Below are 12,595 nucleotides of genomic sequence, written 5' to 3'. Positions count from 1 at the left end.
TTCAGAAGGAGAGCACCATCAAGGGTCATTTCCTCATCTGTTATCTCGCAGTGCTTCTTGAAAGAATACTGCAGTTCAAGGTGCTTAATAATAAATACAGCACATCAGATATTATGAGATTTACCAGAGGATTTCAGGTAGTTAGAGGTGAAACTAGATATATTAATACAACTCAGTCAAGTGATTTTATAATAGATTTAGCAAAGATAACAGATCTTCCACTTACTAATTACTTCCTGACAGAAAGAGAAATAAAGAGAATATTCAGTTACAAAATATAAAATTAACTGTAGATTATTCATTTACATAACATAAAGAAAGCAGCATGATATTCAAAAGCGAATTTCATGCTGCTTTTTTAAAACTATCACTATGTTTAGATGCTGGATTCTAAAGTCAAGTACCATCTCTTTATTTAAAAAACCTTAAAAGAAATCTTAAGAATTCTTAAACATAAAACTTATAAAAATTAAGCGTTATTAAGAAAATATTAAGCCTAAAATTAAGGTTTATTTCTTACAATAGTAGCGAGGTGAAAATCATGACACGAAAAGACAAACGCACTCTTTGTCTATTAGGTCTATTAAGCATTGTATCCGTATTCCTGTTTACAACTCATGTCTTTGGAAACAGGGTTGACTGGTATAGCCAGCATGTCGTTATTGGGGATGCATTAAGACATGCCATAAGAAGTGAAGGAACACTTTTTCCTACCTATATTAAAGAATTGATGGGTGGAGGCAATATCTATCATTTCTCATATTATGGCTATTTAAGACCTGACATACTCATAGGTGCATTACTTATACATATTGATATGCAGACAATTATCATTGCGTATAGTGTATTGATGATGACATTGTCTGTTTTATGCTGTTATATATTCTTAAGACAGCATACTAAAGATGAGAACATCTGCATTTTTGTCAGTTTACTTGTATTATTATCAAGTATCTTCTTTCATTCTCATAAACAGATCATGTTTGTGAATTATATGCCTTTCTTATTTTTAGCTTTAATCAGTATTGAAAAGAAGAACTTTCTGGCTTTTACACTATGTGGGAGTTTAATTGTACTTCATAGTTATTTCTATTGTATTGGATGCTTTATTGTATGTTTTATCTATTTTCTTTATCGTCATCCAGGTGAATGGAAGAAGCTCTTTGTCTCTTATATACTCATTGTCTTATTGACAGCAATACTGACGATCCCTACATTACTTGTTATTTTAGGCAATGGGAAATCTGGGGCTCCTACACAGCTTGCTTCTCTATTTATTCCTTCACTTAATTTAAAAGGACTTCTTTATAGTGAATATGGGTGTGGACTCACTTATATCTCTTATATACTCTTAGTTCTCGCATTAAGTGATAAACAGTTACAGAAGCTTTCAGCTGTATGTCTTGTATCATTCTACTCTCCATTTGTATGGTTTATTATGAATGGCTTCTTATATGCAAGAAGTAAGATCATGCTTGTCTTTATACCACTCGTCGCTTATATCATGTGTATGATGTTTGTTAAGATTAAAGAGGGAAATATCAAACTCTCTAAGTATTCTCTTGTACTACTTATTATTCCAGTATTTTTCATTAAATACCCACTTTTAGCATTTATAGATTGTCTCTTTGTGATTCTTCTTTTATTACAGAAAAGAAAGAATCTTATTTATGCTTATCTTGTTATACCGTTGTTGGTTGTGTCCTGTACAAACTGTCCATCCTCTTTCTATCAGCCTAAGAAGTATGAAAAGAATGTATCACAGTTAGTAAGAAGAAATAAGATAGTCACTGCAGCCGATCTTACTACAAGACAGAATGTCAATCAGACATATGGGAATAGAATAAAGCGTGTATCAGGTTATACATCAACAAATAATAAATACTACAACACATTCCTATTTGATACATTAAGAATACCTATTCCGACAAATAACCGTGTCGCCCAGAATGATACCGACAATATCTTCTACTTAAGAACACTAGGTATTGATACAGTGATATCTAAAAGACAGGCTCCTTATGGTTATTCTTTAAAAGATCAGGCTAAGAAGATTAAGCTTTACCAATCCAATACAGCCTTACCACAGGCCTATGCAACAAGTTCATTAATGAGTGAGAAGCAGTTTAAACAGCTCTCTTATCCTTATACATTGGATACATTAATGAATTGTGCCATTGTGAATAAAGGTAATAGTCACTACAAAAGTCAATTTGTAGAAGAAAATCCAGGATTTAAGAAATCCTATCATATTAAAAACAAACAGAAGATAGAATTGACACTTAAGCGCCAGACAAACAATGAAATCGTTGTATTAGAATGTGATATTGTCAACAACAGACCTGAAAAAGGTGTCTCTATCACAGTCAATGGAATGAAAAATAAGCTAGCAAGTATTACAAACCCTTATTATCATCCGCATACACATTTCACATTTGTCACTACTACAAACCAATTAAAGGTTTCTTTATCTAAAGGAAACTATTTGATTAAGAATATCAAGATGCATACATTACCTGCATCAGCCTTAAATCAAAAAGTAGATGCCTTAAAGATAAAGAAAACTTTTCATGTTTTAGAAGGAAACATCCATGTATCAAAAGATGGTTACTTCATTACCCGTATTCCTTATGAAAAAGGTTACCGTCTTTATGTTGATAATAAAGAAGTCAATATTGAAAAAGTGAATCAAGCTTTTATTGGATGTCCTATAAGTGAAGGATCTCATCAAGTAAAGATCACCTTTAGTCCACCTGGATATACTCTTGCATGTATTACAAGTGGTGCAGGCGTTATTTTATTAATTATATTCTATGTCTATGGAAGGAGTTATTTAAATGGATAAAATCAGTATTATCGTTCCTTGTTTTAATGAAGAGGACGTTGTTTCTATGTTCTATCAGGAAACGACTAAACAATTACATCGTATTTCAGATATCGACTATGAACTATTATTTATAAATGATGGGTCTAAAGACCATACAGCATCAGTCTTAAAAGAACTTGCTGAAAAAGATAGCCATTGTTTCTATTTCACATTCTCTCGTAATTTTGGGAAAGAAGCAGCCATGTTTGCAGGATTAGAAAAGGCTACAGGTGACTATGTTGTTATCATGGATGCCGACTTACAGCATCCACCTAGACTTCTACCTGACATGTATCATGCCTGTAAATATGAAGGCTATGATTGTGCAGCAGGTAAAAGAGTAGACCGTACTGGAGAAGGAAGACTTCGTAACTTCCTTTCTCATTCCTTCTACAAAGTCATTCAGAAATTAACAAAGATGGATATGGATGATGGTGCAGGGGACTTTAGAATGATGTCTCGTCAGATGGTGGATGCCATACTAGAACTCAAAGAATATAACAGATATATGAAAGGCTTATTCTCTTTTGTAGGTTTTGATACAAAATGGATTGAATTCCATAATGTAGAAAGAGCCGCAGGGCAGACAAAATGGAACTTTACGAGTCTATTCTCTTATGCCTTTAAAGGTATCTTCTCTTTCTCGGCAACACCTATTACTTTTGCAGGTATTATAGGTACATTCCTGATTTTCTTATCTCTTATTATTAGTGTGATCTCTGTAGTGATGCACTATCATACATTAGTGATCAATCTTATTCTTTTCTTAAGTGGTGTCCAGTTGATCTTTGTTTCCATACTTGGTCAGTATTGTACATCTTGTTACTTTGAAACAAAGAAAAGACCAATCTATATTATTAAAGATACAAATAGAAAATATTAAGGATATATGGTAATATTTGTGAGGAGGGATAAAAAATGAACAAAAGACTATATCGCTCAGCACATGATCGTATGTTAGCAGGCGTTTGTGGAGGAATTGCAGAATACTTCCAGATTGATCCTACTTTAGTAAGATTAGGATGGGTTGCATTTACAGCACTTGGAGGAAGCGGTATTCTTGCATATATTATTCTTGCGGTTATTGTACCAAGTGAATACTAAAAAGAAGGTTCGTGTTAGAACCTTCTTTTTTTGGGTTAGATAGCTGTTATTCTTGTGCAATCTTGTCTGTTTCATCAAAGATATAACGCATTAATCCTCTGTCTTTTTTATAAGACTTTTTAAGTTTTACATAGAGTTCTAATGCATCTTCATCTTTCATTTTAGGAAGATTACTTTTTAAAATTAAGAAGCATTCTTCTTCATAGGGATTACTTAAAATTTTCAGATCTAACATAAAAATCATCTCCTCGAATAATAAAAAACAATGAGATATTCCTTGCTATATATATTATAATACAAATAAAATGATTTGTAATAAATAATATAACAAAGATGTAATTTTTTTATTCTACATGATGGATTGAAACTGTGGTAAAATGAATGCAAGTAGGTGAAAAAGTATGGATGAAAGAAGCAGAAAGACACTTTATATTATTATCTGGGTTGTTATTGCGACATTACTTGGGACGATATATGGAAGTTATGTCACACCCTATAAGACACATCTGGTGTTTGGGGCCACTTATATGACCATGAATAACCCTTTTTATGAAGTAATCAACAATGAATTAAGAAAAGAAATAGAAAAAAAAGGAGATGAACTTATTGTTCGTAATCCTGAACTTGATATAGAGAAACAGAATCAGCAGATAGAAGAATTTGTTACAAAGAAGGTGGATGGAATCTTTGTGAATCCTATTGTTTCTAATAAGCTGACTTCTTTAGAATCAGCAAGAAAAGCTGGAATACCTGTTATCGCAATTGATGCTGCGGTTGATAATGGTGATTTTATAGATTGCACGATTGAATCAGATAATTATGATGCGGGTGTATTATGTGCACAAGATATGATGAAGAGGCTTCAATCAGCAAATATCGTCTTATTAAAGCATTCCACTGCTGAATCAGCAAAATCTAGAATTCAAGGCTTTATAGACACAATTAAAAATAATCCGCAATATCATATTGTGGATTCTGCGGAATGTGAAGGACAGCTTGAACGTGCGATGCCGGTGATGCAGAATGTTCTAGAAAGACACCCTAAAGTAGATGTTGTTATGTCTTTAAATGATCCTTCAGCTTTAGGTGCTTTGGCCGCTATTGAGTCAATGAAGCGCACAAATATTCTTGTTTATGGTGTGGATGGCACGCCAGATTTGAAGTCACTCATTAAGCAGAGTCCTTTAGTGGCAGGGACTGCCGCTCAGTCACCTATCCAGTTTGGCAGATTAGCCGCAAAGAATATGTATTCTATTCTCAATAGAAAAGATGTGCCTGAAATAATAGAGGTCCCTGTGACACTTATCACAAAAGACAATATTGATACCTTCAATGTCAGGGGGTGGCAGTAATGTTAGAACAATTTAATTTAAAAAGAATACGTGCAATAATGATGTTCTGGAATCTCGTCATGATTACAAGTTATGCAATGATATTCATGTTTAGTTCCAAGTATATTATTATGAATAATATCTCACGAGACTTTCTGAGTTCTCTAAACTACATTCCTACAGATCCATCCATTATTTTCTTTAAATCATTGATTTTATATATAATCATCATGATACTTATGAATTTCTTTGATCATCGTGTTAAGGAATATCCATTTGAGAATATTCTCTTTCTACTTATTGAAACACTTACAGGCTTTATTATTATGAAATCATTGTATTTCATTTATAGTGGTATTATCTATTTGATATTCAGTGATGCATTATTTAGATTTAAAGAGAATAAATATGTTAAGTGGCTGACTATTCCGTTAAGTCTAATTCTTATTATTTCTAACTATAATTTCTTCAGTATATTATTTCCTCTTGTGAATGCTGATGCATATCTCAATGTGTATACAAGTACGACAAGAGGGTTATTACAGGTAGGAATCAATTTACTAGATATTGTGAATTTATTGTTCTTTATTTTATTCTTGATGATTTATATTGCGAATGAAGTACAGGAAAATGAACGTATGACACAGGAATTAATCATGGTTCATCAAGTCAATCATGAATTAGAGAATTATGCTGCAGTAAGTGAAAAGATTGCAGAAGATAAAGAAAGAAAAAGACTGGCTCGTGAAATACATGATACATTAGGACATGCATTAACAGGAATTGCAGCAGGTGTTGATGCCTGTATTGCGATGATCGATATCAATCCGCAGGCAACCAAACAACAATTGATGGTTATCAGTAAAGTTGTAAGGCAGGGAATCGTGGATGTACGTAATTCATTGAATAAATTACGACCTGGTGCTTTAGAACAGCATGGCTTTAAAGGCGCATTAGAAAATATGATTGAAGAATTCACCAGTGTCAGTGATCTAGAAATCACCTTAGACTATCGTCTTGAGAAGGTGGACTTTGAGAATACAAAAGAAGATATTTTATTTAGAGTCATTCAGGAAAGTATTACTAATGCAGTAAGGCATGGAGATGCAACGCATATTAATATTTCTATATATATAGAAGATCGGAAATTGAAACTAGAAATCCAGGATAATGGACAGGGATGTGAAGAGATTCATTATGGCTTTGGATTAAAACAGATGACAGAACGTTTATCTATGATAAATGGAAAAGTGACATATGATGGACATCATGGTTTCTTAACAGTGGTCACAATTCCAATGCAGGAGGGAGAACTTTATGATTAAAGTAATGATTGCGGATGATCAGGAACTGATTAGAGAATCATTGAAGATAGTATTAGGTACACATGAGGATATAGATGTAGTGGGGACTGTATCTGATGGGTTTGAAGTATTAAAATTTTTAGAAAAAAATGTTGTTGATGTTATTTTAATGGATATTCGTATGCCAAAGATGGATGGTGTAATAGCGACAAAAGAAGTGAAATCTAAGTATCCTGATACAAAGATTATTATTTTGACAACATTTGATGATGATGATTTTGTTTTTAGTGCTTTGCGTTATGGGGCAAGTGGTTATTTATTAAAAGGTGTATCGATGGATGAACTCTATAAAGCGATTGTGACAGTCAATACGGGAGGCGCAATGATCAATCCTGATATTGCGACAAAAGTCTTCAGTATGTTCTCTAAGATGCAGCAGAACAACTATGCAATACAAGTAGATGAAAAGGATGTAGAAACATTAAGCAAGCCGGAGTGGAAAGTGATCCAGCATGTGGGCTATGGCTTATCCAATAAAGAAATTGCCCAGAAACTCTTCTTATCTGAAGGAACTGTAAGAAATTACTTGAGTTCTATCCTCTCTAAATTAAATTTAAGAGACCGCACACAGCTGGCTATATGGGCAGTAGAAAGTGGTCTTATGACAAGGACGTTTGATGATGAATAGGTCAAAGATTTTTCTCGTTATTGTTGTTTTTTCACTCTTTTTCATGATTGTCGCAAATTACCCAGATACAATTACCTTGGAGTTAGGTGTTTTCTCAGGAAGCAACTGGGATGTACCAAGCGGAGAGAGCTATAAAATCATTGATGGCGCTATAGAACGATTTGAAAAGAAATATCCAGGGGTTAAAGTGAAGTATGAGAGTGGAATCATGAAGAATGATTATTCTTCATGGCTTTCAGATAAGATTGTCAAGGGAGAAGAACCGGATGTTTTTATGATTCTTGATGATGATTTTAATACATTGAGTTCTATCGGTGCACTTGCTGAAATAGACAGTTATATGTCTTTTGATCAGAATTTTAGTACGGATGATTATTATTCCAGTGTTTTAAAAGCCGGAACGTATTCGAATAGTCAATATGCACTTCCTTATGAATGTAATCCGACATTGATGTTTGTGAATAAGACCCTTCTGGAAAATTGTCATATTCAGATGCCTGATAATGATTGGACATTGGATGATTTCTATTCTATATGTAAAAAGGTAATTGAGTATTCTTCAAATTATTATGGCTATTATGATTATGGATGGCTTGATTCTATTTATGCATATGGTGCACAGGTCTTTAACGAAAAGGGAACGAAATGTTATCTAGACCAGAGTGCTGTGAAGCGTGCTATAGAGTTTTATCGTAAACTCAATAATTTAAATGAAGGACATACAGTCACATCTGAAGAATTTGATAAAGGGTTAGTTGCTTTTTCACCTCTTTCTTTAGCTGTATATCGTACATATAAGCCCTATCCATGGCGTATTAAAAAGTATTCTACATTTGAATGGGATTGTTTAAAGATGCCTACTGCCTCAAAGAATCAGGGAAGTGCACAGGTGTCTACATTATTGATGGGTATGAGTGCAAAATCATATCATAAATCACAGGCTTGGAATCTATTAAAAGAATTATGTCATGATCAAACAACTCAGCATTCTTTAACACAATACTCTCAAGGAATTTCTCCTTTGAAGAAAGTTGCACAGTCACAAACAATCATTGATATGCTCGATGAAGAAACAGGTGATTCTAAAATCAGTATATCGTTATTAAATCAGGCATTACTGGGCGCACGTAACCGTGAAAAGTTTAAGAAATATGATGGGGCGAAGACGATGATTGATACCAATATGATAAAGATGATTCATTCAAGTGATGATTTCGATCTCTCTTTAATAGAATTACAAAAACAAGTGAATAAATACCTGAATGAATAGAGTGGCTTGGCCACTCTTTTTCAATATGACAAATGTCATATTGAAGTCATGACTTTTGACAGATGGAATGAAAGCGTTTGAATGCTAGAATGTAGTCACAGGAGGAGAAAAGAAATGAAATATGTAGTACTTGTAAGCCATGGTGAGTTTGCTAAGGGATTAGCCAATGCACTTGCTATGTTAGCTGGAGAAAAGAAAGAAGTTATTGCAGTTGGATTAGAAAATGGTAAGACTGCTGATGAATTCGCAGAAGTATTCAAAGAAGCAGTAAGTCCAATTACTTCAGAAGATGAAATCATTCTTCTTGGTGACTTAATTGGTGGATCACCATTAACTACTGCACTCAATGTAATCAATGAAAAAGGTTTAACAAATAATACAGTTGTCCTTGGTGGTATGAACCTTCCACTTGCATTAACTACAGTATTAATGAAGGATAACATGGATAAGGAAATGCTTCCTCAGGCAGTACTTGGTGAAGCACATGAAGCATTAAAAGAATTTAAACTCGCATCAGAAGATGATAGCGAAGAAGACGATATTTAAGGAGGAAAACAAAAATGTCAGTTTCATTTATTCGTATTGATGACCGTATGATTCATGGTCAGACTTGTACTCGCTGGGCAAGAGAATATCCATGTGATGGATTAATTGCTGTTAATGATAAAGCAGCAGATAACAGCGTATTAAAGGCTGCTTATAAAGCTGCAAGTGGTAAAAAGACATTTGTCTGGACACTTGATGCTTTCGCTAAGAAATCTCAGAAGGTATTAGACTCTGATACTCAGTATTTCTTAATCACTAAGAATCCTGTTGATATGGCTACAATCCTAGTAGATCAGGGATTCAAGTGTGGTATTGATACAGTTATTGTTGGTCCTTGTAATGACCGTGAAGGCGCTGTAAAGCTTGGTAATAACCAGTCTATTACTCAGGAAGAAGCAGATGCATTCGAAAGAATTTCTAAAGCAGGTTATAAAATCAAATTTGCCTTATTACCAGATGTATCAATTGGTACATGGGATGACTTCAAAGGTAAATTCGGTTATTAACAAATATTATATTTAAGGGAGAAAGAAATTATGGAAATTAGTTGGTTTCAAGCTGCCCTACTTGGTTTATTTGCTTGTTTATCAAGTATGCCAGGTCTAGGTGGTACTTCTATTGGTAACTACACATTAGGTAGACCTTTAGTTGGTGGTTTAGTTTGTGGTATTATCTTAGGCGATTTAAAGACAGGTATTCTTGTTGGTATCGCTATGCAGTTAGTTTATATCGCATTAGTTACTCCTGGTGGAACAGTATCTGCAGACGTTCGTGCTGTCAGCTACATTGGTATTCCACTTGCAATGATTGCGATTCATTCTTATGGTTTAGATCCTGCTTCAGTTAAAGCTCAGGGTCTTGCTACTTCATTTGGTACAATGGTTGGTACATTAGGTACAGTATTATTCTATGGAACAGCGACTATCAACTTAGCATGGCAGCATATTGGCTGGACTGCAGTTGAAAAAGGTGATTTCAAGAAATTATATACAGTTGACTGGGTACTTCCTTGGATCTCACATATCATTTGTTCATTCATTCCAACATTAATCATGTGTAAAATGGGTGCACCAATGGTTGAATTAATCAAGAACTACTTACCAATGGATGGTCTTGCTATGAAGACTTTATTCACTGTTGGTTCATTATTACCATGTGTCGGAATTGCTATCTTATTAAAACAGATTGTTACTAAAGCAGTAGATTTCATCCCATTCTTCTTTGGTTTCACTTTAGCTGCTTCACTTGGCATTAACTTAGTATCTGCAACATTAATTGCTGCATTATTCGCTTTAATCAATTACAAGATCAAAATGCTTTCTTTATCAAAAACAGCTGTTGTTGCTGCAGATGATTTAGATGATGATGACGAGGAGGATATCTAAAATGGAAAAGAAGATTTCAAAGAAAACTCTATCAAAATCATTCCATCATTGGTATTATGGTAACCTTACATGTTTCTCACAGGAACATATGCAGACTTTTGGTTATTTAACATCAATGTTACCAATTATCGAAGAGTTATATGACAAAAAAGAAGATCAGGCAAAAGCTTTAAAAACATATACAGCTTTCTTTAACACTGAACCTCAGTTAGGTACTGTTATCGTTGGTGTAACTGCTGGTCTTGAAGAAGCACGTGCAAACGGTGCTGAAGACGTAGATGATGAAACAATCAATGGTTTACGTGCTGGTTTAATGGGTCCAATCGCTGGTATTGGTGACTCATTAGTTGTAGGTACTGTTATTCCTATCTTATTAGGTATCGCTTTAGGTATGAGTACTGGAGGTTCTCCTCTTGGTGCTATCTTCTATATCATCGTATGGAACTTATTCGCATACTTCGGAATGAAGTTCTTATATTTCAAAGGTTATGAACTTGGTGGTAAAGCCGTAGACTTCTTAGTAGGTCCTCAGGGTGAAGCACTAAGAGAATCTATCACAATGCTTGGTGGTATCGTTATTGGTGCTGTTGCAGCTACTTGGGTAAGTATCAAAACTTCATTCACAATGACTGCAGCTGGTGCAACTAAACCTTTCTTAGAATTACAGAAAACATTAGATGGTGTTTATCCTGGATTCTTAACAGCAGTATTCGTTATTCTTTGCTGGTATCTATTAGCTAAGAAGAAAATGTCTCCTATCAAAGTAATGTTATTACTTGTAGTCATTGCTTTTGTAGGTGTAGTCGTTGGATTCTTCAACCCTGGATTAAAATACTAATATAAAGGAGCGTTCTATCATGAATAAAGAGCTTAAATCACATTATGTAGAAGAAGTAAAATATCAAACAAAGATGCTTAACAACTTAAAGAGATGGCTAAAGTGTTCAATCATTTTTTCCTCATTATTCCTTACGTTCATTTTATTTGGACCTACATCTCTCATAACAAGAATCGTAGGTATTGTTGGTATGGTGCTTTGTGTAATCATATCTGTGATTATTGGGCTTGGAATTAGAAATGGTAGAAACAACGTCAATAAGATATTAGATTTAATTCAATAATCCTATCAACTTATGAATTCAATTATATGAGCATCACTGATTGTGATGCTCATTTTTTTGGAGGTAACAATATGTATCAATGTATATTAAGTGATATTGATGGCACATTACTTACAGATGACCATCATATGAGTCCTAAAACAAGAGATGCTATTAAATCTTTAGATATTCCTTTTTTACCTGTCTCTGCAAGAAGTCCAGAAGGTATCTATCCAATACTGAAAGAGAATGATATTGTTTGTCCAATGATATGTTTTAGTGGAGGACTCATCTTAAATGAAAAGGGACAGGTATTATATGAAAATGGGATGAACTATAAACAGGCAGAAGAAGTCATTACTTTTATTAAAGAAAAGAAGTTTGATTGTACTATTAATACTTATGCATTACATGATTGGCTAGTTGAGGACAAAGATGATCCTCGTGTATTAAGAGAAGAACGTATAGTAAAAGCAGAAGCACAGAAAGGTACACTTTCTTCTTTAGATCCTTCTAGAAAAATACATAAGCTACTATGTATGTGTAATCCTCTTTATACAAAAGAGATAGAAAGAAGCTTAAAAGACAGATTTCCTCATTGTTCTATTGCTTGCTCTTCAGATATCTTAATAGAAATCATGAATGAAGGAGTCACTAAAGCAGATGCCATTAATCATCTATGTGACTATTATTCTATTAATAAACAGGATATTGTCGCTTTTGGTGATAACTATAATGATAAAGAGATGTTAGAGAGTGTAGGAATGGGTATTGCGATGGGAAATGCGCCTGATGATATTAAAAATATCGCAAAAGACGTAACAAGTACCAATAATCAAGATGGTATTTTCAAAGCTTTACATAAATTAAATATTATATAGAAGAAATCTCCGGATAGATGTAGTATAATGTAAGCAATTACGGAGGAATAAAGTGTGAAACAAAAATCAATCAAAACGTATAAAAAAAGACGAACTTAAAAACAAGTTTGAATAATTTAG

14 protein-coding genes and 1 pseudogene are annotated in these 12,595 nt (G+C 33.8%); 14 read left to right on the top strand and 1 reads right to left on the bottom strand.

What is annotated here, in order from left to right:
- The 4 genes and pseudogenes from ACFOZZ_RS04495 to ACFOZZ_RS04480 all read left to right on the top strand — a co-directional run.
- Positions 1 to 281, top strand: a pseudogene (locus tag ACFOZZ_RS04495) (transposase); the annotation flags it as partial.
- Between the two features lie 260 nt (positions 282 to 541).
- Positions 542 to 2,845, top strand: coding sequence for a YfhO family protein (locus ACFOZZ_RS04490; RefSeq protein ID WP_376814816.1), 2,304 nt, complete (start codon positions 542 to 544; stop codon positions 2,843 to 2,845).
- A complete protein-coding gene (locus tag ACFOZZ_RS04485; RefSeq protein WP_320803200.1) occupies positions 2,838 to 3,749 on the top strand; it encodes a glycosyltransferase family 2 protein in 912 nt (303 codons plus the stop codon). The genes ACFOZZ_RS04490 and ACFOZZ_RS04485 overlap by 8 nt, the downstream gene beginning before the upstream one ends.
- Positions 3,750 to 3,784: 35 nt before the next feature.
- Positions 3,785 to 3,970: a PspC domain-containing protein gene (locus ACFOZZ_RS04480; protein ID WP_022425271.1), complete on the top strand. Its 186-nt coding sequence runs from the start codon at positions 3,785 to 3,787 to the stop codon at positions 3,968 to 3,970.
- A 46-nt stretch (positions 3,971 to 4,016) separates the two neighbouring features.
- On the opposite strand, the gene ACFOZZ_RS04475 is transcribed toward ACFOZZ_RS04480, so the two are convergent.
- Positions 4,017 to 4,205: a hypothetical protein gene (locus ACFOZZ_RS04475; protein ID WP_055232820.1), complete on the bottom strand. Its 189-nt coding sequence runs from the start codon at positions 4,203 to 4,205 to the stop codon at positions 4,017 to 4,019.
- A 166-nt stretch (positions 4,206 to 4,371) separates the two neighbouring features.
- Here ACFOZZ_RS04475 and ACFOZZ_RS04470 point away from each other — a divergent pair, with 166 nt between their 5' ends.
- The 10 genes from ACFOZZ_RS04470 to ACFOZZ_RS04425 all read left to right on the top strand — a co-directional run bounded on the left by ACFOZZ_RS04470 (position 4,372) and on the right by ACFOZZ_RS04425 (position 12,475).
- Positions 4,372 to 5,322 (top strand): sugar ABC transporter substrate-binding protein, encoded by a 951-nt coding sequence (locus ACFOZZ_RS04470; protein WP_376814815.1) that lies wholly within the window; start codon positions 4,372 to 4,374, stop codon positions 5,320 to 5,322.
- Positions 5,322 to 6,626 (top strand): sensor histidine kinase, encoded by a 1,305-nt coding sequence (locus ACFOZZ_RS04465; RefSeq protein ID WP_376814814.1) that lies wholly within the window; start codon positions 5,322 to 5,324, stop codon positions 6,624 to 6,626. The genes ACFOZZ_RS04470 and ACFOZZ_RS04465 overlap by 1 nt, the downstream gene beginning before the upstream one ends.
- On the top strand, positions 6,619 to 7,293 hold the full coding sequence (locus ACFOZZ_RS04460; protein WP_376814813.1) for a response regulator: 675 nt from the start codon (positions 6,619 to 6,621) through the stop codon (positions 7,291 to 7,293). The genes ACFOZZ_RS04465 and ACFOZZ_RS04460 overlap by 8 nt, the downstream gene beginning before the upstream one ends.
- Positions 7,283 to 8,563, top strand: coding sequence for an extracellular solute-binding protein (locus ACFOZZ_RS04455; protein ID WP_376814812.1), 1,281 nt, complete (start codon positions 7,283 to 7,285; stop codon positions 8,561 to 8,563). The genes ACFOZZ_RS04460 and ACFOZZ_RS04455 overlap by 11 nt, the downstream gene beginning before the upstream one ends.
- A gap of 114 nt (positions 8,564 to 8,677) precedes the next feature.
- Positions 8,678 to 9,109 (top strand): PTS sugar transporter subunit IIA, encoded by a 432-nt coding sequence (locus ACFOZZ_RS04450; RefSeq protein ID WP_376814811.1) that lies wholly within the window; start codon positions 8,678 to 8,680, stop codon positions 9,107 to 9,109.
- Positions 9,110 to 9,123: 14 nt separating this feature from the next.
- Positions 9,124 to 9,615, top strand: coding sequence for a PTS system mannose/fructose/N-acetylgalactosamine-transporter subunit IIB (locus ACFOZZ_RS04445; RefSeq protein ID WP_055288734.1), 492 nt, complete (start codon positions 9,124 to 9,126; stop codon positions 9,613 to 9,615).
- A gap of 30 nt (positions 9,616 to 9,645) precedes the next feature.
- Positions 9,646 to 10,494: a PTS mannose/fructose/sorbose/N-acetylgalactosamine transporter subunit IIC gene (locus tag ACFOZZ_RS04440; protein WP_055288733.1), complete on the top strand. Its 849-nt coding sequence runs from the start codon at positions 9,646 to 9,648 to the stop codon at positions 10,492 to 10,494.
- Position 10,495: 1 nt separating this feature from the next.
- A complete protein-coding gene (locus ACFOZZ_RS04435) occupies positions 10,496 to 11,332 on the top strand; it encodes a PTS system mannose/fructose/sorbose family transporter subunit IID (RefSeq protein ID WP_055232832.1) in 837 nt (278 codons plus the stop codon).
- 19 nt (positions 11,333 to 11,351) lie between these two features.
- The gene (locus ACFOZZ_RS04430; RefSeq protein WP_055232834.1) at positions 11,352 to 11,615 is read left to right on the top strand and encodes a hypothetical protein; all 264 of its coding nucleotides are present in this window, start codon (positions 11,352 to 11,354) and stop codon (positions 11,613 to 11,615) included.
- Between the two features lie 71 nt (positions 11,616 to 11,686).
- A complete protein-coding gene (locus ACFOZZ_RS04425) occupies positions 11,687 to 12,475 on the top strand; it encodes a Cof-type HAD-IIB family hydrolase (RefSeq protein ID WP_376814810.1) in 789 nt (262 codons plus the stop codon).
- Positions 12,476 to 12,595: the final 120 nt, after the last annotated feature.

It is taken from the genome of Catenibacterium sp. GCM10023432 (assembly GCF_042651925.1).
Lineage (GTDB): Bacteria > Bacillota_I > Bacilli_A > Erysipelotrichales > Coprobacillaceae > Catenibacterium > Catenibacterium mitsuoka.
The sequence above is the reverse complement of the archived record's forward strand: the minus strand, read 5'-3'. Positions and strand labels throughout refer to the sequence as shown.

What these genes read in the sequence shown, in the direction of transcription:
- ACFOZZ_RS04490 (WP_376814816.1), top strand. Translation starts at nt 542, where the DNA reads ATGACACGAAAAGACAAACGCACTCTTTGTCTATTAGGTCTATTAAGC.
- ACFOZZ_RS04485 (WP_320803200.1), top strand. Translation starts at nt 2,838, where the DNA reads ATGGATAAAATCAGTATTATCGTTCCTTGTTTTAATGAAGAGGACGTT.
- ACFOZZ_RS04480 (WP_022425271.1), top strand. Translation starts at nt 3,785, where the DNA reads ATGAACAAAAGACTATATCGCTCAGCACATGATCGTATGTTAGCAGGC.
- ACFOZZ_RS04475 (WP_055232820.1), bottom strand. Translation starts at nt 4,205, where the DNA reads ATGTTAGATCTGAAAATTTTAAGTAATCCCTATGAAGAAGAATGCTTC.
- ACFOZZ_RS04470 (WP_376814815.1), top strand. Translation starts at nt 4,372, where the DNA reads ATGGATGAAAGAAGCAGAAAGACACTTTATATTATTATCTGGGTTGTT.
- ACFOZZ_RS04465 (WP_376814814.1), top strand. Translation starts at nt 5,322, where the DNA reads ATGTTAGAACAATTTAATTTAAAAAGAATACGTGCAATAATGATGTTC.
- ACFOZZ_RS04460 (WP_376814813.1), top strand. Translation starts at nt 6,619, where the DNA reads ATGATTAAAGTAATGATTGCGGATGATCAGGAACTGATTAGAGAATCA.
- ACFOZZ_RS04455 (WP_376814812.1), top strand. Translation starts at nt 7,283, where the DNA reads ATGATGAATAGGTCAAAGATTTTTCTCGTTATTGTTGTTTTTTCACTC.
- ACFOZZ_RS04450 (WP_376814811.1), top strand. Translation starts at nt 8,678, where the DNA reads ATGAAATATGTAGTACTTGTAAGCCATGGTGAGTTTGCTAAGGGATTA.
- ACFOZZ_RS04445 (WP_055288734.1), top strand. Translation starts at nt 9,124, where the DNA reads ATGTCAGTTTCATTTATTCGTATTGATGACCGTATGATTCATGGTCAG.
- ACFOZZ_RS04440 (WP_055288733.1), top strand. Translation starts at nt 9,646, where the DNA reads ATGGAAATTAGTTGGTTTCAAGCTGCCCTACTTGGTTTATTTGCTTGT.
- ACFOZZ_RS04435 (WP_055232832.1), top strand. Translation starts at nt 10,496, where the DNA reads ATGGAAAAGAAGATTTCAAAGAAAACTCTATCAAAATCATTCCATCAT.
- ACFOZZ_RS04430 (WP_055232834.1), top strand. Translation starts at nt 11,352, where the DNA reads ATGAATAAAGAGCTTAAATCACATTATGTAGAAGAAGTAAAATATCAA.
- ACFOZZ_RS04425 (WP_376814810.1), top strand. Translation starts at nt 11,687, where the DNA reads ATGTATCAATGTATATTAAGTGATATTGATGGCACATTACTTACAGAT.